This is a genomic window from Pseudonocardia wallangbongensis (genome assembly GCF_054486945.1).
The window spans coordinates 1-20,218 of record NZ_JBRERS010000020.1 but is presented as its reverse complement, the minus strand read 5'-3'; the positions used below and the strand labels follow the sequence as shown (position 1 = coordinate 20,218).

At 71.2% G+C, this 20,218-nt stretch carries 17 protein-coding genes; 14 read left to right on the top strand and 3 right to left on the bottom strand.

Features of this window, described 5'->3' with window-relative positions; all coding sequences use genetic code 11:
• Positions 1 to 4: 4 nt before the first annotated feature.
• The 13 genes from nuoF to ACU436_RS39640 all read left to right on the top strand — a co-directional run bounded on the left by nuoF (position 5) and on the right by ACU436_RS39640 (position 14,863).
• On the top strand, positions 5 to 1,330 hold the full coding sequence (gene nuoF, locus ACU436_RS39700) for an NADH-quinone oxidoreductase subunit NuoF (protein ID WP_459032302.1): 1,326 nt from the start codon (positions 5 to 7) through the stop codon (positions 1,328 to 1,330).
• The gene (locus tag ACU436_RS39695) at positions 1,327 to 3,780 is read left to right on the top strand and encodes an NADH-quinone oxidoreductase subunit G (protein ID WP_459032301.1); all 2,454 of its coding nucleotides are present in this window, start codon (positions 1,327 to 1,329) and stop codon (positions 3,778 to 3,780) included. Before nuoF ends, ACU436_RS39695 begins: the two co-directional genes overlap by 4 nt.
• Before the next feature lie 23 nt (positions 3,781 to 3,803).
• Positions 3,804 to 5,084: an NADH-quinone oxidoreductase subunit NuoH gene (gene nuoH, locus ACU436_RS39690; protein WP_459032371.1), complete on the top strand. Its 1,281-nt coding sequence runs from the start codon at positions 3,804 to 3,806 to the stop codon at positions 5,082 to 5,084.
• Positions 5,085 to 5,627 carry an NADH-quinone oxidoreductase subunit NuoI gene (nuoI, locus tag ACU436_RS39685; RefSeq protein WP_459032300.1) on the top strand — a complete coding sequence of 181 codons (543 nt, stop codon included), beginning with the start codon at positions 5,085 to 5,087 and terminating at the stop codon, positions 5,625 to 5,627. It abuts the gene before it with no gap.
• Positions 5,624 to 6,457: an NADH-quinone oxidoreductase subunit J gene (locus tag ACU436_RS39680; protein ID WP_459032299.1), complete on the top strand. Its 834-nt coding sequence runs from the start codon at positions 5,624 to 5,626 to the stop codon at positions 6,455 to 6,457. The genes nuoI and ACU436_RS39680 overlap by 4 nt, the downstream gene beginning before the upstream one ends.
• Complete coding sequence (nuoK, locus tag ACU436_RS39675; protein WP_142106723.1) at positions 6,454 to 6,753, top strand: NADH-quinone oxidoreductase subunit NuoK; 300 nt, start codon at positions 6,454 to 6,456, stop codon at positions 6,751 to 6,753. Before ACU436_RS39680 ends, nuoK begins: the two co-directional genes overlap by 4 nt.
• Before the next feature lie 97 nt (positions 6,754 to 6,850).
• Positions 6,851 to 8,803, top strand: coding sequence for an NADH-quinone oxidoreductase subunit L (gene nuoL, locus ACU436_RS39670; protein WP_459032370.1), 1,953 nt, complete (start codon positions 6,851 to 6,853; stop codon positions 8,801 to 8,803).
• Positions 8,800 to 10,404 (top strand): NADH-quinone oxidoreductase subunit M, encoded by a 1,605-nt coding sequence (locus ACU436_RS39665; protein ID WP_459032298.1) that lies wholly within the window; start codon positions 8,800 to 8,802, stop codon positions 10,402 to 10,404. Before nuoL ends, ACU436_RS39665 begins: the two co-directional genes overlap by 4 nt.
• Positions 10,401 to 11,993, top strand: coding sequence for an NADH-quinone oxidoreductase subunit NuoN (gene nuoN / locus ACU436_RS39660; protein ID WP_459032296.1), 1,593 nt, complete (start codon positions 10,401 to 10,403; stop codon positions 11,991 to 11,993). The genes ACU436_RS39665 and nuoN overlap by 4 nt, the downstream gene beginning before the upstream one ends.
• 22 nt (positions 11,994 to 12,015) lie before the next feature.
• Positions 12,016 to 13,017, top strand: coding sequence for a polyprenyl synthetase family protein (locus ACU436_RS39655; RefSeq protein ID WP_459032295.1), 1,002 nt, complete (start codon positions 12,016 to 12,018; stop codon positions 13,015 to 13,017).
• Positions 13,018 to 13,169: 152 nt separating this feature from the next.
• Positions 13,170 to 13,568, top strand: a complete 399-nt coding sequence (locus ACU436_RS39650; RefSeq protein WP_459032294.1) for a hypothetical protein — start codon at positions 13,170 to 13,172, stop codon at positions 13,566 to 13,568.
• Between the two features lie 101 nt (positions 13,569 to 13,669).
• Positions 13,670 to 14,239 carry a sunset domain-containing protein gene (locus ACU436_RS39645; RefSeq protein ID WP_459032293.1) on the top strand — a complete coding sequence of 190 codons (570 nt, stop codon included), beginning with the start codon at positions 13,670 to 13,672 and terminating at the stop codon, positions 14,237 to 14,239.
• A gap of 177 nt (positions 14,240 to 14,416) precedes the next feature.
• Positions 14,417 to 14,863, top strand: a complete 447-nt coding sequence (locus tag ACU436_RS39640; RefSeq protein WP_459032292.1) for a hypothetical protein — start codon at positions 14,417 to 14,419, stop codon at positions 14,861 to 14,863.
• 68 nt (positions 14,864 to 14,931) lie between these two features.
• Here ACU436_RS39640 and ACU436_RS39635 read toward each other — a convergent pair whose 3' ends face one another.
• From ACU436_RS39635 to ACU436_RS39625, 3 genes are all read right to left on the bottom strand, one after another.
• Positions 14,932 to 16,005 carry a 2-oxoacid:ferredoxin oxidoreductase subunit beta gene (locus ACU436_RS39635; protein ID WP_459032291.1) on the bottom strand — a complete coding sequence of 358 codons (1,074 nt, stop codon included), beginning with the start codon at positions 16,003 to 16,005 and terminating at the stop codon, positions 14,932 to 14,934.
• The gene (locus tag ACU436_RS39630) at positions 16,005 to 17,903 is read right to left on the bottom strand and encodes a 2-oxoacid:acceptor oxidoreductase subunit alpha (RefSeq protein ID WP_459032290.1); all 1,899 of its coding nucleotides are present in this window, start codon (positions 17,901 to 17,903) and stop codon (positions 16,005 to 16,007) included. The genes ACU436_RS39635 and ACU436_RS39630 overlap by 1 nt, the downstream gene beginning before the upstream one ends.
• Positions 17,904 to 18,033: 130 nt before the next feature.
• A complete protein-coding gene (locus tag ACU436_RS39625; protein WP_459032289.1) occupies positions 18,034 to 18,789 on the bottom strand; it encodes an enoyl-CoA hydratase in 756 nt (251 codons plus the stop codon).
• Positions 18,790 to 18,915: 126 nt separating this feature from the next.
• Here ACU436_RS39625 and htpX point away from each other — a divergent pair, with 126 nt between their 5' ends.
• Positions 18,916 to 19,782 (top strand): zinc metalloprotease HtpX, encoded by an 867-nt coding sequence (gene htpX / locus ACU436_RS39620; RefSeq protein WP_459032288.1) that lies wholly within the window; start codon positions 18,916 to 18,918, stop codon positions 19,780 to 19,782.
• Positions 19,783 to 20,218: the final 436 nt, after the last annotated feature.

The following is a 20,218-nucleotide window of genomic DNA, read 5'->3' as shown; positions in this document are numbered from 1 at the left end:
CCGGATGGAAGCTGTTGTGGACCAACTGACACCGGTGCTGACCAGGCGCTGGCAGTCGCCGCGCTCGTGGTCGATCGACACCTACGAGCAGCTCGAGGGCTACCAGGCCCTCCGCCACGCGCTCACCGCCCAGCCCGACCAGCTCATCCAGCTGGTGAAGGACTCCGGGCTGCGTGGCCGCGGCGGCGCGGGCTTCCCCACCGGCCTGAAGTGGGGGTTCATCCCCCAGGGCGCCACCGGGCCGGGAGCCAAGCCCAAGTACCTCGTGGTGAACGCCGACGAGGGTGAGCCGGGCACCTGCAAGGACATCCCGACGATGATGGCGGACCCGCACTCGCTCATCGAGGGCTGCATCATCACCTGCTTCGCGATCCGCTCGAACTTCTGCGCGATCTACGTGCGTGGAGAGGCGCTGCACTGCATCCGCCGCCTGCGGCGCGCCGTCGACGAGGCCCGCGCCAAGGGCTACCTCGGCCAGGACATCCTCGGCTCGGGCTTCGACCTCGAGATCGTGGTGCACGCCGGCGCCGGCGCCTACATCTGCGGCGAGGAGACGGCACTGCTCGACTCGCTGGAGGGACGTCGCGGCCAACCTCGGCTCAAGCCTCCCTTCCCTGCCACGTCGGGGCTCTACGCCTCGCCGACAGTGGTGAACAACGTCGAGACCATCGCCTCGGTTCCCGCCATCGTGATGGGCGGCAGCGACTGGTTCCGCACGATGGGCTCGGAGAAGAGCCCCGGCCCGAAGATCTACTCGGTGTCCGGCCACGTCGAGCGGCCCGGCCAGTACGAGGCGCCGCTGGGTATCACGCTGCGCCAGCTCCTGGAGCTGGCGGGCGGCATGAAGGACGGCGTTCCGCTCAAGTTCTGGACGCCGGGCGGCTCGTCCACCCCGATCTTCACCGCCGAGCACCTGGACGTCCCGCTCGACTTCGAGGGCGCCGCCGCGGCGGGCTCGATGCTGGGCACCACGGCCGTGCAGGTCTTCAACGAGACCGTCTCGGTGCCGTGGGCCGTGATGAAGTGGACCGAGTTCTACAAGCACGAGTCGTGCGGGAAGTGCACGCCGTGCCGCGAGGGCACGTTCTGGCTGGTGCAGATCCTCGAACGGATGGTGCACGGCGAGGGCACCGAGGCCGACGTCGAGACGATGCTCGACATCTGCGACAACATCCTCGGTCGTTCGTTCTGCGCCCTCGGTGACGGCGCGACGAGCCCGATCACGAGCGCCATCAAGTACTTCCGCCAGGAGTTCCTGGACCTCATCGCGGAGCAGCCCGGGGTGCAGCGTCCGGAACAGCTGGACGATCTGGTTGGAGCCAAGGCATGACGATCGCCCCCGAGGAGAAGAAGGAGGCGCGGCCCGTCCCCGAGGGCCACGTCCGCCTCACGATCGACGGCCGGGAGGTCGACGCCCCCAAGGGTGAGCTGCTCATCCGCACGTGCGAGCGGCTCGGGATCATCGTCCCGCGGTTCTGCGACCACCCGCTGCTCGACCCGGCCGGCGCGTGCCGCCAGTGCCTCGTCGAGGTGGAGATGGGCGGCCGGCCGATGCCGAAGCCGCAGGCCAGCTGCACCATGACGGTGGCCGACGGCATGGTCGTCAAGACCCAGCACTCCTCTCCGGTGGCCCAGAAGGCCCAGGAGGGGGTGATGGAGCTGCTGCTCATCAACCACCCGCTCGACTGCCCGATCTGCGACAAGGGCGGCGAGTGCCCCCTGCAGAACCAGGCGATGAGCACGGGCCGCACCGACTCCCGCTTCGTCGACACGAAGCGGACGTTCCCGAAGCCGCTGCCGATCTCCACGCAGGTGCTGCTCGACCGGGAGCGCTGCGTGCTGTGCCAGCGCTGCACCCGCTTCTCCGAGGAGATCGCGGGAGACCCGTTCATCGACCTGCTGGAGCGCGGCTCCGAGCAGCAGATCGGGGTGGCGCAGGACAAGCCGTTCCAGAGCTACTTCTCCGGCAACACGATCCAGATCTGCCCGGTCGGTGCGCTCACCAGCGCCGCCTACCGGTTCCGCTCCCGCCCGTTCGACCTCGTGTCCACGACGGGCGTCGACGAGCACACCTCGAGTGGCGCGGCCATCCGCGTCGACACCCGCCGCGGCACGGTGCTGCGCCGGCTGTCGGGCAACGACCCCGAGGTCAACGAGGAGTGGATCGACGACAAGACCCGGTTCGGGTTCCGGTACCTGAAGTCGAAGGGCCGCATCACCCGCCCGCTGGTCCGCGGTGCCGACGGGCAGCTGGCCGAGTCGTCGTGGACCGAGGCGCTTCGGGTCGCGGCGCAGGGCCTGTTGGCGGCCCGTGACGGCGGGATCGGCGTGCTGGCCGGCGGCCGGCTCACCCTCGAGGACGCCTACGCGTACGGCAAGTTCGCGCGCGTCGCCGCAGGCACCAACGACATCGACTTCCGGGCCAGGGCGAACTCGGCGGAGGAGCTGGAGTTCCTGGCCTCGCAGGTGGTCGGGAAGGGCCCCGAGACCCTCAGCTACACCCGCCTCGAGGCCGCGCCCGGCGTGCTCTGCGTCGCGCTGGAGCCGGAGGAGGAGGCGCCGGTCGTCTACCTGCGGCTGCGCAAGGCGGCCCGCAAGCACGGCCAGCGGGTGTTCCACCTCGGTCAGTGGACCACTCCCGCGGTCGAGCGCACCTCGCTCGAGACGGGCGCGGCGTCCCCGGCCGCGAAGGACAACCTGATCCCGGCGGTTCCGGGGGCCGAGGCCGCGGTGCTGGCCGACCTGCCGGACCACGTCGTCGAGGCGCTGCGCGGTGGGGGAGTGATCCTCGTCGGCGAGCGGGCCGCCGAGGTGCCGGGGCTGTACTCGGCGGTCGCGGCGCTCGGCGAGCGCACCGGCGCGGCGATCGGCTGGGTGCCGCGCCGCGCGGGCGACCGTGGCGCCGTCGACGGGGGCGCGGTGCCCTCGCTGCTGCCCGGTGGCCGCCCGGTGGCCGACGCCGCCGCGCGGGCCGAGGTCGAGAAGGTGTGGGGCCTCCCGGCCGGGACGCTGCCGGCCGCCCCGGGCCGTGACACCGACGAGATCCTCGCCGCCGCCGCGTCCGGTGAGCTCGCGGCGCTGGTCGTCGGCGGTGTCGACCCGTACGACCTCGCAGACCCCGAGTCGGCGCTGGCCGCGCTGCGCGACGTCGGGTTCCTCGTGAGCCTGGAGCTGCACGAGTCGGCCGTCACCGAGCTGGCCGACGTGGTGCTGCCGGTGGCCCCGGACGCCCAGCGCGCAGGCAGCTACCTCAACTGGGAGGGGCGGCGCCGCGAGTTCGGCCCGGCTCTCGACCCTAGCGGCGTGCTCCCGGACTGCCGGGTGCTCGACACCCTCGCCGTCGAGATGGACATCGACCTGTTCACGCAGACGCCCGCGGCCGCCGCGGGCGAGCTCTTCCGGCTCGGCAGCTGGGCGGGTGCCGCCCCGGCCGCACCGAAGCTCCCGGCGGGCGAGCCGCTCCGGCCCTCGTACGGGCAGGCGGTGCTCGGCAGCTGGCGCCAGCTGCTCGACGGCTCGACCCTGACGATCGACGAGCCGGCGCTGGCCGGCACCGCCCGCCCGGCCTACGTGCGGCTCAACGCCGCCACGGCCGAGCGGCTCGGGGTGACGGAGGGCAACCCGGCCACGGTGAGCACCGACCGCGGCGAGATCACGCTTCCGGTGGCGCTGGCCGACCTGCCCGACGGCGTGGTCTGGCTGCCGGGCAACTCGGGTGACTCCCGCGTCCGCGCCGTCCTCGGTGCCGGGCACGGCGACGTGGTGGGGGTGACGGCGTGACCGGCGAGGTGCTGGCGCAGGGCTTGACCCACACGCAGGAGCTGCTGGCGGACGACCCGCTGTGGCTGATCCTGCTGAAGGTCGTGGCCCTGTTCGCGATCGGTGTGGTGCTGACGCTCTTCATGATCAACTGGGAGCGCAAGGTGGTGGGCCGGATGCAGCAGCGTCCCGGCCCGAACCGCACCGGCCCCGGTGGCTGGCTGCAGTCCTTGGCGGACGGGCTCAAGCTCGCCTTCAAGGAAGACATCATGCCGGTGATGGCCGACAAGCGGGTGTACTTCATCGCCCCGGTCATCTCGACGATCCCCGCGTTCGTGGCGTTCTCGGTGATCCCGTTCGGCGGCGAGGTGTCGATCTTCGGCGAGCCGACGGTGCTGCAGCTGGTGGACCTGCCGGTCGGCGTGCTGGTGGTGCTGGCCTGCTCCTCGATCGGGGTGTACGGGATCGTGCTGGGCGGCTGGGCCTCGGGCTCGCCGTACCCGCTGCTGGCGGCGTTGCGCAGCGCGGCGCAGGTGATCTCCTACGAGATCGCGCTGGGCCTGTCGATCGTGGGGGTGATCCTGTACGCGGGGTCGCTGTCCACCGCGGACATCGTGGCCTCCCAGGCCAGTGGCTGGTACCTGTTGCTGCTGGCGCCGAGCTTCGTGGTGTTCACGATCTCGATGGTGGGGGAGACCAACCGGGCCCCGTTCGACCTGCCGGAGGCGGAGTCGGAGCTGGTGGGCGGGTTCCACACCGAGTACTCGTCGCTGAAGTTCGCACTGTTCTTCCTGGCCGAGTACGTGAACATGGTGACGGTCTCGGCGATGGCCACCACGCTGTTCCTGGGTGGCGGGATGTGGCCGTGGCCGCTGTCGTTCCTGAACTCCAGCGGCTGGCTGCAGTTCGTGGCGTTCCTGATCAAGACGTTCGTGTTCCTGTTCATCTTCATCTGGCTGCGGGGCACGCTGCCGCGGCTGCGCTACGACCAGTTCATGCGGTTGGGCTGGAAGGTGCTGGTGCCCGGCTCGCTGCTGTGGATCCTGGCGATCTTCGCGATCCGCACCTGGCGCACCAGCGGTGGTCAGGTGGCGGCGCTGATGATCGGGTTGGGGATCGCGCTGGCGGTGGTGGTGCTGGTGGCGTTCCTGGTGCCGGACCGCAAGGTGGAGGGGCCCGCGCCGATCGAGCCGGCCTCGGACTACCCGGTGCCGCCGCTGGACCTCGTGGTGCCCACCCCACCGCGGCACAAGCTGCGTCCCCGCCGGGTGGAGAACACCACGGAGGAGCGCACGCCCGCTCTCAGTGGGAAGGAGACCGAGTAGATGTTCGACTTCTTCAAGGGCTTCGGCGTCACCTTCGGGACGATGTTCAAGAAGGTCGTCACCGAGGAGTACCCCGAGAACTTCCCGCCTGCCGCGCCGCGCTACCACGGCAGGCACCAGCTCAACCGGCACCCGGACGGGCTGGAGAAGTGCGTGGGCTGCGAGCTGTGCGCCTGGGCGTGTCCCGCCGACGCGATCTACGTCGAGGGCGGCGACAACACCGAGGAGGAGCGCTACTCGCCCGGTGAGCGCTACGGCGCGATCTACCAGATCAACTACCTGCGCTGCATCGGCTGCGGCCTGTGCATCGAGGCCTGCCCCACCCGGTCGCTCACCATGACCAACTTCTACGAGCTGGCCGACGACAACCGGCAGGACCTGATCTACACCAAGGAACAGCTGATGGCGCCGCTGCTGCCCGGGATGGAACAGCCGCCGCACCCGATGCGCCTCGGCGACAACGAGCAGGACTACTACGTGCAGGGGCCCGTTCTGGCGCGTAAGGGAGCCGAGAACGACCCGGTGGGGGAGCAGGTCAAGTGACTCTCGATCTCCTCGCGCAGGCCGCGCCCGACCCCGGCGCCGTCAGCACCGGCGAGGCCGTCGTCTTCTGGATCCTCGGCCCGATCTCGCTGCTCGGCGCGCTGGGCATGGTGTTCGCCCGCAACGCGGTGCACTCGGCGCTCGCGCTGGTGGGCACGATGTTCAGCCTCGCGATCTTCTACATCGTGCAGCAGGCGCCGTTCCTCGGCTTCGTGCAGATCATCGTCTACACCGGCGCGATCATGATGCTGTTCCTCTTCGTGCTGATGCTCGTCGGCCGGGACAGCTCCGACTCGGTCGTCGAGGTGCTGCGCGGGCAGCGCATGGCCGCGCTCGTCTTCGGCCTCGGGCTGGCGGTGCTCCTCGTGGGCGCCGTCGGGAGCTCGCTCACCTCCGTCACCCCGACCGGCCTGCCGGCGGACGGACCGGGCTACTCGGGCAACGTCACCGGGCTCGGCGCGAAGATCTTCACCGACTACCTGTTCGCGTTCGAGCTCACCTCGGCGCTGCTCATCACGGCGGCGCTCGGGGCGATGGTGCTCGCGTACGCGCAGGGCAGCGGCCACGCCAAGCGCGGCCAGCGGGCCACCGTCGAGGCGCGGCTGCGCGGCGAGCACGACCGCATCTCCCCGCTGCCCGGTCCCGGTGTCTACGCCACCGGCAACTCGGTGGCGGTGCCGGCCGTGCTGCCCGACGGCTCGATCGCGCCGGAGTCGATCTCGGCGATCATCGACGCCACGCCGGTGCGCGAGGTCGAGGACGAGCCCGGTACCGACGCGCACGCCCTCACCGGCGGGCGGCACGACGACACCGCGGAGGAGTCCAAGTGACCCCCACGTACTACCTGCTGCTCTCCGCGCTGCTGTTCTCGATCGGCGCGGTCGGTGTGCTGGTGCGGCGCAACGCGATCGTCGTGTTCATGTGCATCGAGCTGATGCTGAACGCCGTCAACCTGTCGCTCGTCACGTTCGCCCGCATCCACGGCGAGCTCGACGGCCAGGTCATGGCGTTCTTCGTGATGGTCGTGGCCGCTGCGGAGGTAGTCGTCGGCCTCGCGATCATCATGTCGATCTTCCGTACCCGCCGGACCGCGTCGGTCGACGACGCGAACCTGCTCAAGTACTAGGCCCCGAAGTGCAGAACCAAGGAGTGCTCCCCGTGCTCAGCCAACGCCATTGCCGGCAACCCGAGGTGTCCCGGTGACCCCGACATCGGCCACCGGGCTGCTCGCCGCCGAGCTGCCCCACGTCGCGGCGGCAACCGGCACGGCCTCGCTGGCCTGGCTGCTGTTCGTGCTCCCGGCCGCAGGGGCGCTCGTGCTGTTCGTCGCCGGGCGCCGCGCGGATGCGTGGGGCCACTGGCTGGGCGTGCTCACGATCGTCGCGTCGTTCGTCATCGGCCTGCTGATCTTCCTGGAGACCACGAACCTCGCCCCCGAGGAGCGCACCCGGGAGCTGTCGCTCTTCGAGTGGATCGGCGTCGGCGACCTGTCGATCGACTTCGGGCTGCGGCTCGACCCGCTGTCGCTGACGTTCGTGCTGCTCATCACCGGTGTCGGTGGCCTGATCCACCTCTACTCGGTGGGCTACATGAACCACGACCCGGGCCGGCGGCGCTTCTTCGCGCAGCTGAACCTGTTCGTCGCGGCGATGCTGCTGCTCGTCCTCGGCAACAACTTCGTGATGCTCTACCTCGGCTGGGAGGGCGTCGGCCTGGCGTCCTACCTGCTGATCGGCTTCTACCAGGACCGCCCGTCCGCGGCCACCGCGGCGAAGAAGGCGTTCCTCATGAACCGCGTCGGCGACGTCGGGCTCGCGATCGCGATCTTCATCCTGTGGGCGAACCTGGGAACGCTGCAGTACACCGAGGTCTTCGAGCGGATCGGTGAGCTCTCCGCCGGCACGATCCTGGCGATCACCGTGCTGCTGCTGCTCGGCGCGTGCGGCAAGTCCGGCCAGTTCCCGCTCCAGTCCTGGCTCCCGGACGCGATGGAGGGCCCCACGCCGGTCTCGGCGCTGATCCACGCGGCAACGATGGTCACGGCGGGCGTCTACCTCATCGCGCGCACGAACCCGATCTACGACCTCACCGAGACGGGGCGACTGATCGTCGCACTGGTCGGCGTGATCACCCTGCTGATCGGGGCGATCATCGGCTGCGCCTACGACGACATCAAGAAGGTGCTCGCCTACTCCACGGTGAGCCAGATCGGCTACATGATCCTCGCCGTCGGGCTCGGCCCGGCCGGCTACGCGCTGGGCATCTTCCACCTGCTCACCCACGGCTTCTTCAAGGCAGGGCTCTTCCTCGGGGCCGGCTCGGTGATGCACGCGATGCACGACGACGTCGACATGCGCCGCTACGGCGGGCTCTACCGCTACATGCCGGTCACGTTCGTGACGTTCGGCCTGGGCTACCTCGCGCTGATCGGCTTCCCGTTCCTGTCCGGGTACTTCTCGAAGGACGAGATCATCGGCGCGGCGTTCGGGCAGCCCGGCTGGCAGGGCTGGGTGTTCGGCGGCGCGGCCACCCTCGCGGCCGGCCTCACCGCGTTCTACATGACGCGGCTCATGTTCATGACGTTCTTCGGCGAGAAGCGCTGGGAGAAGCTGAAGAGCGCCGACGGCGAGGACTACCACCCGCACGAGTCGCCCGCCGTCATGACGATCCCGATGATCGTGCTGGCGCTGGGATCGGTCGGCGCAGGCTACGTGCTCTCCAACGGCCACCTGCTCGTCGACTGGCTCGCCCCGACGCTGGGTGAGCTCGAGGAGCCGCACGGCGGCGCGATCGCGCACGAGTACGTGCCGTGGCTGGTGGTCGGGTTCTCCGCACTCGGTGTGCTGATCGCCTGGCTGGCGGTGGGCCGCAGGCCCACCCCGGTGGAGCGGCCCGAGCCGGTGTCGCTGCCGGTGCGTGCGGCCCGCAGGGACCTGTACGCCAACGCGATCAACGAGGCGCTCATCGCGCGGCCGGGCACCTGGCTCGCGCGGGCGCTGGTCTACCTGGACAACCGCGGCGTCGACGGGGTGGTCAACGGCACCGCCGCCCTGCTCGGGGGCAGCTCGGGGCGGCTGCGAAGGCTGCAGACCGGCTTCGTCCGCTCGTACGCCCTGTCCATGCTCGGCGGCGGGGTGCTCGTCGTCGCGGCGCTGTTGGCGGTGCGGTTCGCATGAACGACGGAGGAAGCGTGCTTCTCCTGATCCTGCTGGTGGTGCCGCTCGTCGGCGCGCTGGTCGTGGCGCCGATGACGGGCAACCCGCGTGGCGCCAAGGTCACCGCGATGGTCTTCGCGCTGGCGTCGCTGGTGCTCACCGCCATCGCCTGGCTCGCGTACTCGCCCGCGGCGGTCGGGACCGGCTCGCGGTTCCAGCTGAAGCTGTCCGTGCCGTGGATCCCGGCGTTCGGCACGGACTTCGCCCTCGGCATCGACGGCATCGCGCTGGTGATGCTGGCGCTGATCGCGGTGCTCATCCCGATCGTCATGGGCTTCTCCTGGAACCAGGAGATCCCCGAGGGCCGCACGGAGTCCGGCTTCTTCGCGCTGCTGCTGTCCACGCAGTGCCTGCTCGTCGGGGTGTTCGCCGCCACCGACGTGTTCCTGTTCTACGTGTTCTTCGAGGCCATGCTGATCCCGATGTACTTCCTCATCGGGCGCTTCGGCGGGCCGCGCCGGCAGTACGCCGCGGTGAAGTTCTTCCTGTACTCGCTGTTCGGCGGGCTGATCATGCTGGCCTCGGTGATCGGGCTGTACGTCGTGAGCGGCACCCAGCTCGGCGAGGCCACCTTCTCCTGGGTCGAGCTGCAGTCGATCGCCGCCACGGTGCCGGAGTCCACGCAGATCTGGCTCTTCCTCGGGTTCTTCGTCGCGTTCGCGATCAAGGCGCCGCTGGTGCCGTTCCACACCTGGCTCCCCGACGCCGGTGCCGAGGCCCCGATCGGGGCGGGTGTGCTGCTCGTCGGCGTGCTGGACAAGGTCGGCACGTTCGGCTTCCTGCGGTACTGCCTGCCGCTGTTCCCGCTCGCGTCGCAGCGGCTCGCCCCGCTCGTGCTCGTGCTCGCGGTGATCGGGATCATCTACGCCGCGCTGCTGGCCGTGGCGCAGACCGACCTGAAGCGGTTCGTGTCCTACACGTCGATCGCCCACTTCGGCTTCATCGCGCTGGGCATCTTCGCGTTCTCCAGCCAGGCGTTCGCCGGGGCCACGCTGTACATGGTCAACCACGGGATCACCACCGGGATGCTGTTCATCGTGATCGGCTTCCTCATCGCCCGCGGCGGGTCCCGGCTGATCGGTGACTACGGCGGCGTGCACAAGCTCGCGCCGCTGCTCGCGGGCACGTTCCTGCTCGCGGGGCTCGCGTCGCTCGCCCTGCCCGGCACCAACTCGTTCGTCAGCGAGTTCCTGGTGCTCGTCGGCTCGTTCCCGCGGGAGCCGGTCTACACGATCGTGGCCACCGTCGGGATCATCTTCGCGGCGCTGTACGTGCTGTGGGTCTACCAGCAGACCATGCAGGGCCCGGTGCGCGGCGCCGCGGTGCTGGGAGCGCTCGAGCGTGGGAGCGGCCCCGGCACGATGATCGCCCCGGAGGCCGCGGCGAAGAGGGGCGCGTTCCCCGACCTGTCCGGCCGGGAGATCGCCGTGCTCACGCCGCTGATCGTGCTGATCATCGCGCTCGGCTTCTTCCCGGGCCCGGTGCTCGACGTCATCAACCCGTCGGTGGTGGCCACCATGAACGAGGTGGGTCTCCCCGACCCGGTGGGAGGAATCCGGTGACCCCGCTCGCCCAGGGCGCGCTCAGCGTGCCCCCCATCGACTACGCCGCGGTCGCGCCCTTGCTGATCGTGCTCGCCGCGGCCTGCCTGGCCGTGCTCGTGGAGGCGTTCCTGCCCCGCCACCAGCGGTGGCCGGCACAGGTGGTGCTCAGCATCGCCGCGCTCGGCGGTGCCGGGCTCGCCCTCGGCCTGTACGCGGGCAGCGGGCCCGACGGCATCACCACGATCGCCGACGCGCTCGCCGTGGACCGGCCGACGCTGTTCCTGTGGGGCGCGCTGCTGGCGCTCGGGCTGGCCAGCGTGCTGCTGATCGCGGACCGCTCGGTGGAGCCGGGCGGGGCCTTCCTCGCGTCGGCGGCCTCGCGCGCGGCGGTCGGTGGTGGCACGGGAGGCTTCCCCGAGCTGCCGGAGGACCGCTCCTACGGTGCGCCGGGGCTCCCGCCGACGATGCAGACCGAGGTCTTCCCGTTCACGCTCTTCGCGCTCGCCGGGATGATGACGTTCGTCGCGGCGAACGACCTGCTCACGATGTTCGTGGCGCTCGAGGTGCTGTCCCTGCCGCTCTACCTGATGTGCGGGCTCGCCCGGCGCCGCCGGCTGATCTCGCAGGAGGCGGCCGTCAAGTACTTCCTGCTGGGCGCGTTCGCGTCGGCGTTCTTCCTGTACGGGCTCGCGCTGATCTACGGGTACGCCGGCTCGGTGCGGCTCTCCGAGATCGCGGAGGCATCGGCCGGCTCGGCCGCGTCCGACGCGCTGCTGTTCGGCGGGCTCGCGCTGCTCGTGGTCGGCCTCATGTTCAAGGGCTCGGTCGGGCCGTTCCACACCTGGACCCCGGACGTCTACCAGGGTGCCCCCACGCCGGTCACGGCGTTCATGGCGGCCTGCACCAAGGTCGCCGCCTTCGGGGCGATCCTGCGCGTGCTGCAGGTCGCGTTCGGCGACACCCGGTGGGAGTGGCGGGGCGTGCTGTGGGCCGTCGCGATCGCGTCGATGGTGATCGGTGCCGTGCTCGGGCTCACCCAGACCGACATCAAGCGCATGATCGCCTACTCGTCCGTGGCCCACGCGGGCTTCCTGCTGCTGGGCGCCATGGCCATCACCGAAGCGGGCGTCTCGAGCACGCTGTTCTACCTGCTCGCCTACGGCTTCACGACCATCGCGGTGTTCGCCGTCATCAGCCTCGTGCGCAACTCCGACGGTGAGGCCACCCACCTCTCGCAGTGGGCCGGCCTCGCGAAGCGCTCACCGGTCGTCGCAGGCGTGATGACGTTCCTGCTGCTCGCGCTCGCCGGGATCCCCCTCACGAGCGGGTTCACCGCCAAGTTCGCGGTGTTCGCCGCGGCGCTGGGCGACGGCATGGTGCCCCTCGTGGTGATCGCGCTGGTGGCGAGCGCCGTGGCCGCGTTCTTCTACATCCGCGTGATCGTGCTGATGTACTTCAGCGAGCCGGCCGCGGACGGCCCGACCGTCACCGTGCCCGGTGCGTTCACCACCGCGGCCATCACGCTCGGTGTGATCGTCACGCTACTCCTCGGTATCGCGCCGACCCTGGCACTGAACTGGGCTGCAGGCGGCGGCCTCGTCGGCTGAGGAGCGTGAAAAGCTGGAGGGTGTGAACGCGAACGCGATCGCGGGCGTCGAGCTCGCAGACCCGGCGCTCGCCGCCGCCACGGCGGAGGGGCTGTCCCGCGTGGAGGACTTGCTGCACCGGGAGGTGCACAGCGACTACCAGTTCGTCAGCGAGACGTCGATGCATCTCATCGACGCGGGGGGCAAGCGGTTCCGCCCGCTCTTCACGCTGCTCGCGGCGCAGGTCGGGCCCCGGCCCGATGACGAGGACGTGCTCACGGCCGCTGCCGTGGTCGAGCTGATCCACCTCGCCACGCTGTACCACGACGACGTCATGGACTCGGCCACGATGCGGCGCGGGGCGGAGAGCGCGAACTTCCGCTGGGACAACTCGGTGGCCATCCTCACCGGCGACTTCCTGTTCGCCCACGCGTCGCGGCTCGTGGCCGACCTCGGGCCGGCGGCCGTGCGGATCATCGCCGAGACCTTCGCGGAGCTCGTCACCGGCCAGATGCGCGAGACGCGCGGCCCGCGCGCGGGTGAGGACCCGGTGCGGCACTACCTCGCTGTCATCGCGGAGAAGACCGGCTCGCTGATCGCCACCTCCGGGCGGTACGGCGGCATGTTCTCCGGGTGCGCGCCGGAGCACGTGGAGGCGTTGCGCCGCTTCGGCTCCGCCATCGGCACCGCCTTCCAGATCTCCGACGACGTCATCGACATCGCCTCGCCGTCCGACAGCTCCGGCAAGATCCCCGGCACCGACCTGCGCGAGGGCGTCCACACCCTCCCCATGCTCTACGCCCTCCAGGACACCGGCCCGGACGTCGACCGCCTCGGCACGCTGCTCTCCCGCCCGATCACCGACGACGCCGAGGTGGACGAGGCGCTGGAGCTGCTGCGCACCGGTCGTGGCCTGGCCCGCGCCCGCGACGTCCTGGCCGACCAGGCGGCCACCGCCCGCGCGGAGCTGGGCAAGCTGCCGTCCTGCCCGGCCACGGAGGCCCTGGCGTCCCTCACGACGTACGTGGTGGACCGCACGGCGTAGCTCCCACCCGCGAGCGGCACATCCGCTTCACGACGGGCACTGGCCCTGCATCGCATGTTCGTGTCACCGTAAGGGGACAACTGCGGAGAGTAGGGAGTGGCCGTGGCACGCGCCTCGACGCCCTCCGAGAGCACCATCGGGTAGGAGGCTCCATGGTCGAGACGTTCGCGCAGGTCTGGTTCCCCTGCGCGGTCGCGTTCCTCGCCGGGTCCACGGTCACGTGGCTGTTCGTCCGGGGGCGCTCGCGGCCCCCCGTCCACCCGCTGTTCCGACCCGCCCCGCCCCGGATCCACCACCGGGCCGCCCGCCTGCCCCGGCTCGAACCTTCCGGGCGGCCCGAGCCGCTGCCCTCTCCGGTGGAGCCGGCACTGGCGAACCTCGACACGCACCGGAACGAGCAAGCGGCCCCGCGCGCCGGCTCGAGCGCCGCCGGGGCGTTGGACCGCCTCGGGGTGGCCGGTGGAGCGCCTCTCCCGGACGCCCGGCCGGCTCCCGAGATCCCCGCCCAGGGCGGCCCCGTCGACGATCCTCCGGCGGGGGAAAGCAGGTGATCGCGGCACCCGGCCGGGTGGTCGGGTGCCGCAGGCCCCTGCGCAGCCCCTACGGATCGTGATATGCACCGGTCCGGCCGCTCGCAGGAAGGGGTGCGAACGTGGGTCAGAACTGGTGGTGGGTGGTGCTGGCCGTCGTCCTCGTCGCGCTGTTCGTCGCGATGGCCCGGCTGCGCTCCCGGCGCAACCGGGACGCCGGCGCGGCGTCGGCGAACACCGGGGCCGCTGCTCCCGCAGCGGCAGGCGAGCGCGCAGCAGCCCGGGAGGACGCGGATGGGTCCCGTGATGCGGCGGTGAGCATCCCGGCTCCCCGGGAGGAGCAGCCGCCGCCCGGACCCGGTGAGAGCACACCTCCGGGGCCGCGGGCACCCGAGCCGGCGGGCTCGGCGCTGGCGGCCATCGACTCCGGTCTCGTCGGCAAGGGGGGCTCGTTCGCGGCGGCAGCCGCCGCGGTGTCGGCCGCCGCCGCACGTCCCGGCCCCTACCCCGGCTCGCTGCTCCCGGCGGCGGACGGCTCCAGCCCGTCCCCGGACCACCAGGTCAAGGCGAACGAGGGGTCCCGGCGCTACCACACCCCGGACTCGCCCTACTACGTGCGCACCCGCGGGGACGCCTGGTTCCACACGGCGGGTGAAGCCCGCGCTGCCGGCTTCACCGGGTGGGACGCGTGAGTCACGCGAATCGCACCGTAAACGAAGCAAGATCCGCTTCAGATATGGATCGCCACTCGATCGAGTGACTCGCGTGTCACTGCCAGTGAGTTCCCCCTAGCCTCTCCCGCGGCTCCCCAGCTCCCCGAACAGGTGACAACCGCAATCGCAGACGCTGTCTGTGATGGTGAGGAAACGATGCTGAAGAAGACCCTGACTGTTGGTGCGACCGCGGTTCTCGCGGTTCTGGCTTCGGCCGGCGTCGCGTCGGCCTCCGAGGCCGACGCGCAGATCGCCCCGCTCCCCCCGATCGCGTCGCTCGCCGGGCCGGCGACGACCACCCTGCCGGCCCCGGACGACGACTCGGACTCCACCTCGGACGCCGACTCGACCTCGGAGCCCGAGTCGGACACGACCAACGAGTCGGACTCGGACTCCACCAACGAGGAGTCGGACTCCACGAACGAGGAGTCGGACTCCACGAACGACTCGGAGGACGCCAACAACGACTCGGATTCGGACTCCACGACCGACTCCGACGAGGAGACGGACCCGGCCGAGACCGTTCCGGCCCCGGTCGAGGACGAGCCGGCCGCGGGCCCGCTCGGCCTGATCGAGTCGCTGGTGACGTCGCTGTTCGGCTGATCGGCGCCTGAATGCGGACGGGCCCCGCCGGTGGATACCGGTGGGGCCCGTCCGCGTCGGCCGCGGTCTCAGCCGGCGATCGTCCAGGTGTCGCGTCCGGTGAGCAGGGCCTGCAGGTCGGCAGTGCCCTTCGCCTTGGCATCGGCCACCTGAGCGCGCACGGCGTCGTCGTAGGCGATGCGGTGGGCGTTGCGGAAGATGCCGGTGACCGTGTGGTTGAGGTCCTGGTCCGACAAGCGGGACAGGGCGAACGCCAGGTTGATGTCGGTGGCGTCGTGGACGACGACCTGGTCGGCGTCCACCTCGTTCATCTTCGCGACGGTGAGCCCGAAGCCCTCGCGCACGACGGCGTAGCTACCCAGCCCGTCGTCGGCGGCCGGGCCGAAGCGGATGGGCTCGCCGTGGCGGACCGGGATGACCCGCTCCTCGGCCTCCTCGCCCTTGCGCAGGACGTCGAAGCTGCCGTCGTTGAAGATCGGGCAGTCCTGGTAGATCTCGACGAGCGCGCTGCCGCGGTGGGCGGCGGCCGCGCCGAGCACCTCGGTGAGGCTCTTGCGGTCGGAGTCGAGGGCGCGCCCGATGAAGGTGGCCTCGGCGCCGAGCGCGAGCGAGATCGGGTTGAACGGGTGGTCGAGCGAGCCCATCGGAGTGGACTTCGTGACCTTGCCCTCCTCGCTGGTGGGCGAGTACTGGCCCTTCGTCAGGCCGTAGATCCGGTTGTTGAACAGCAGGATCTTCAGGTTGACGTTGCGGCGCAACGAGTGGATCAGGTGGTTGCCGCCGATGGACAGCGCGTCGCCGTCACCGGTGACGACCCAGACCGAGAGGTCGGGGCGCGAGGTGGCGAGGCCGGTGGCGATCGCCGGGGCACGCCCGTGGATCGAGTGCATCCCGTAGGTGTTGAGGTAGTACGGGAACCGCGACGAGCACCCGATGCCCGAGACGAACACGGTGTTCTCGCGCTTGATCCCCAGGGACGGGAGGAACTGGCGCACGGCGGCGAGCACGGCGTAGTCGCCGCAGCCCGGGCACCAGCGCACCTCCTGGTCCGAGGTGAAGTCCTTGGCGGTCTGCTTCTCGTCGGTTGTCGGGACCCCGTCGAGCCCGCCCAGGGAGGGGAGCCCGAGGTCGATGGCAGTCATTAACGCACCCCGTTGAGGTAGTCCAGGAACAGGTCCTGCAGCTCTTCGGCCCGGAACGGCACGCCGGCGACCTTGGTGTAGCTCTTGACGTCGACGAGGTAGCGGGCCCGCAGCACCGTGGCGAGCTGCCCGAGGTTCATCTCCGGCACCACCACGGTGCGGTAGCGGGCGAGCACGTCGCCGAGGTTGGCCGGGAGCGGGTTGAGGTGCCGCAGGTGTGCCTGCGCCACCTTGCGGCCGAGCGCACGCACCCGGCGGGCACCCGCGCCGATCGGTCCGTAGGTGGAGCCCCAGCCCAGCACGAGCAGCTCGGCGTCGCCGTCGGGGTCGTCCACCTCGATGTCCGGCACGGTGATGCCGTCGATCTTGGCGGCGCGCAGCCGGACCATCCGGTCGTGGTTGTCCGGGTCGTAGGAGATGCCGCCGTGGCCGTCGGCCTTCTCCAGGCCGCCGATGCGGTGCTCGAGCCCCGGCGTGCCGGGCACGGCCCACGGGCGGGCGAGGGTGTCGGCGTCCCGCAGGTAGGGCCAGAACTCGCCGGAACCGTCGGTGGCGTTGGGTTCGGTGGCGAAGCCGGGCTCGAAGGCCGGGAGGTCGGCGGCGTCCGGCACCCGCCACGGCTCCGACCCGTTGGCCAGCGAGCCGTCCGACAGCAGGATCACCGGCGTGCGGTAGGTGACGGCGAGCCGCACGGCCTCGAGCACTGCGTCGAAGCAGTCGCCGGGCGAGCGCGGCGCGATGACCGGCAGCGGCGCCTCGCCGTTGCGGCCGTGCAGGGCCTGCAGCAGGTCGGCCTGCTCCGTCTTGGTGGGCAGGCCGGTGGACGGCCCGCCCCGCTGCACGTCGACGACCAGCAGGGGAAGCTCGAGCGCCACCGCGAGCCCGATCGTCTCGGACTTGAGCGAGATGCCCGGGCCGGAGGTGGTGGTGACGCCCAGCGCCCCGCCGAACGCCGCACCGAGCGCCGCGCCGACTCCGGCGATCTCGTCCTCGGCCTGGAACGTGGTGACGCCGAACGCCTTGTGCTTGGACAGCTCGTGCAGGATGTCCGAGGCCGGGGTGATCGGGTACGACCCGAGGAACACCGGGAGCCCGGACAGCCGCCCGGCGGTGACGATCCCGTATGCGAGCGCGGTGTTGCCGGTGATCTGGCGGTAGGTGCCGACATCGAGCTTGGCCGGGGCCACCTCGTAGGTGACCGCGAACGCCTCGGTGGTCTCGCCGTAGGCGTGCCCGGCGCGGAAGGCGAGGATGTTGGCCTCGGCGAGGTCGGGGCGGCGGGCGAACTTCTCCCGCAGGAACCGCTCGGTGCTCTCGCTCGGGCGGTGGTACATCCAGGACAGCAGGCCGAGGGCGAACATGTTCTTCGCCCGCTCCGCGTCCTTCTTCGACAGCCCGGTCTCCTCCAGCGCCCCCCGGGTGAGCGTGGCCATCGCCACCGGGTGCACCGCGTACTGCTCGAGCGAGCCGTCCTCGAGCGGGTTGGCCTCGTAGCCGACCTTGGTGAGGTTGCGCTTGGTGAACTCGTCGGTGTTGACGATGAGGATGCCGCCCGGAGGCAGGTCGCCGACGTTCGACCTGAGCGCGGCCGGGTTCATCGCGACGAGCACGTCGGGGCGGTCGCCCGGCGTGAGGATGTCGTAGTTCGCGAAGTGCAGCTGGAACGACGACACGCCGGGCAGGGTGCCCGCGGGCGCCCGGATCTCGGCGGGGAAGTTCGGGAGCGTGGAGAGGTCGTTGCCGAACGCCGCGGTCTCGGAGGTGAAGCGGTCTCCGGTGAGCTGCATGCCGTCGCCGGAGTCGCCGGCGAAACGGATGACGACGCGGTCGCGCTCCACCACCTCACGTCCGCCGCCGGACGGTGCTGGTAGCTGGTCGACGGCGGTGTCAGAAGTCATTCGAGGTCGGTCCTCGGGTCGACGGGGCGTGCTTTGTGTTGCATTGCCACGTTAGCTCGCCCTGTGTCGGGGTGTCGTCGCCACCCGGTCCACGTCACACCCGAACTCCTCGCCTGGTGGAAACATCGCGTTACCGGCCCGACCTGCTGATCGTCTTCTGCAGGGCGGCGAGGCGGTCGCGGAACGCCGGGGAGCGCACCGACTCGGCCTGGGCCCGCACCTCGACCTCGACGGCCTCGGCCTGGGAGGCCATCCCCGCGGTGAGCCGCAGCGTGGCCTTCGTGGTGCGCACGAGGTCGCGCGGCGCGGCCGCGGCCCGGCCCGCGACCTCGACGGCGGCGGCCACCACGTCGTCGACCTGCCGGTGCACCAGGCCGATCCGCTCGGCCTCGGCGGCGTCGACGACCTCGCCGAAGAGCGTGAGCGCGGCAGCGCCCTGTGCGCCCAGCACCCGCTGCGCCATCCAGGTGTAGCCCCCGCCCGGGTGCAGCCCGAGCGGCAGGAACCGGGACTCGAACCGCGCCCGCGGACCGGCCAGCCGCAGGTCGCAGGCCAGTGCGAGGTTCAGCCCCGCGCCGACCGCCGCGCCGTTCACCGCCGCGATCGTGGGCAGCGGGCATTCGGCGACGGCGAGGAAGCCGGCGTACACGGTGTTCAGCGTCTCGGGGTCGGCGGTGGCGAGCTCGCCGAGATCGCCACCCGCGCAGAACGCCGGGTCCTCGCCGGTCACGACGATCGCGCCGACCGCGTCGTCGGCGGCCGCGGCGCGCACGGCCGCGGCCAGCTTCGCCGACAGCTCGATGTTCAACGCGTTGCGCCGCTCCGGGTAGGAGAGCGTGAGGACGGCGACGCCGTCGGTGGTCTCGGTGCGGACGTCGGTGGCCATGCCCGCATCCTGCCCCGGATGGCGCAACCCCGCGCAGAGGCGTCGCTCACGGTCCACGGGCGCTGGGCGCGGAACACGGCCAGAGGGTTGCTCGTTCGAGTACTCGGGGGAGGAAGGACCCGGGACGTGCACAAGTCGATGAACGGGCTGAAGACCGCCGTGCTGCTGGGCGGTCTGTCGGCGCTCGTCCTGCTCGTCGGTTCGCTCCTCGGAGGGCGCACGGGCCTCGTGATCGCCTTGTTCCTGGCCCTGGGCGTCAACGGCTACGCGTACTTCAACTCCGACAAGCTCGCGCTGCGCGCGATGCACGCCCGGCCGACCACCGAGCCGGAGCACCCGGTCATGTACCGGATCGTGGCGGAGCTGTCACGGACCGCCCGCCAGCCGATGCCGCGGCTCTACGTGAGCCCCACGGCGGCGCCCAACGCCTTCGCCACCGGCCGCAGCCCCCGCCACGCCGCCGTGTGCGCCACCACCGGCCTGCTCCAGCTGCTCGACGAGCGCGAGCTGCGCGCCGTGCTCGGCCACGAGCTCTCCCACGTCTACAACCGCGACATCCTCATCTCGTCGGTGGCGGGGGCGCTCGCCTCGATGGTGAGCTTCCTGGCCAACATCGCGATGTTCGCAGGCCTGTTCGGCGGAGGCGACGAGGACCGGCCCAACCCCATCGCCGTGCTGCTGATCGCGCTGCTCGGTCCGATCGCGGCCGGGGTCGTGCAGATGGCCGTGAGCCGGTCGCGGGAGTACCAGGCCGACGCGAGCGGGGCACAGCTCACCGGCGACCCCCTCGCGCTGGCGTCCGCGCTGCGCAAGCTGGAGCGGGGCACCCAGCTCGCGCCGCTGCCGCCCGACCCGCAGCTGGTGTCGCAGTCCCACCTGATGATCGCCAGCCCGTTCCGGGCGGGGGAGCAGCTCACGCGCCTGTTCTCCACCCACCCGCCCCTGAGGGAGCGGATCCGGCGGCTGGAGCAGATGCACCTGCGCAGGCCGTGAGCGTCGGGCCGATACCCAGGTCGCCGGCGCGGCCTCGCAGCGAGCAGCGCTCGGCGACGCGATACCTGGTCTCGCCGGCGGGGTACGGCGCGCCCACCGCAGCGACCCATGATCGATGCGACCAGCACCCCGCTGCGGCCGCAGCGACGCTGAGGTGCTTCTCGCGGCGTGTGATCGGCCCGAGCCGCACACCAGCGCGAGAACCGCGACCGTGGCGTACTGCTCACCGCAGCCGACCCGGCCGGCGGGCGGGGGCGCTGCGTTCCGAGGCGCGGCGACCGTGATCGTCGAGTGCGGTCACAGTGCCGCCCGGGTGCGGTGTCATGTCCGACCACATCGGTGACACCGATGTCTTGGGACATCGGTGACAGTGGTGAGCAGGACGCCCCGCAGTGTGTGGGGCCGCTTCTCACAGTTCAAGGGCGCCCTGTCGGGC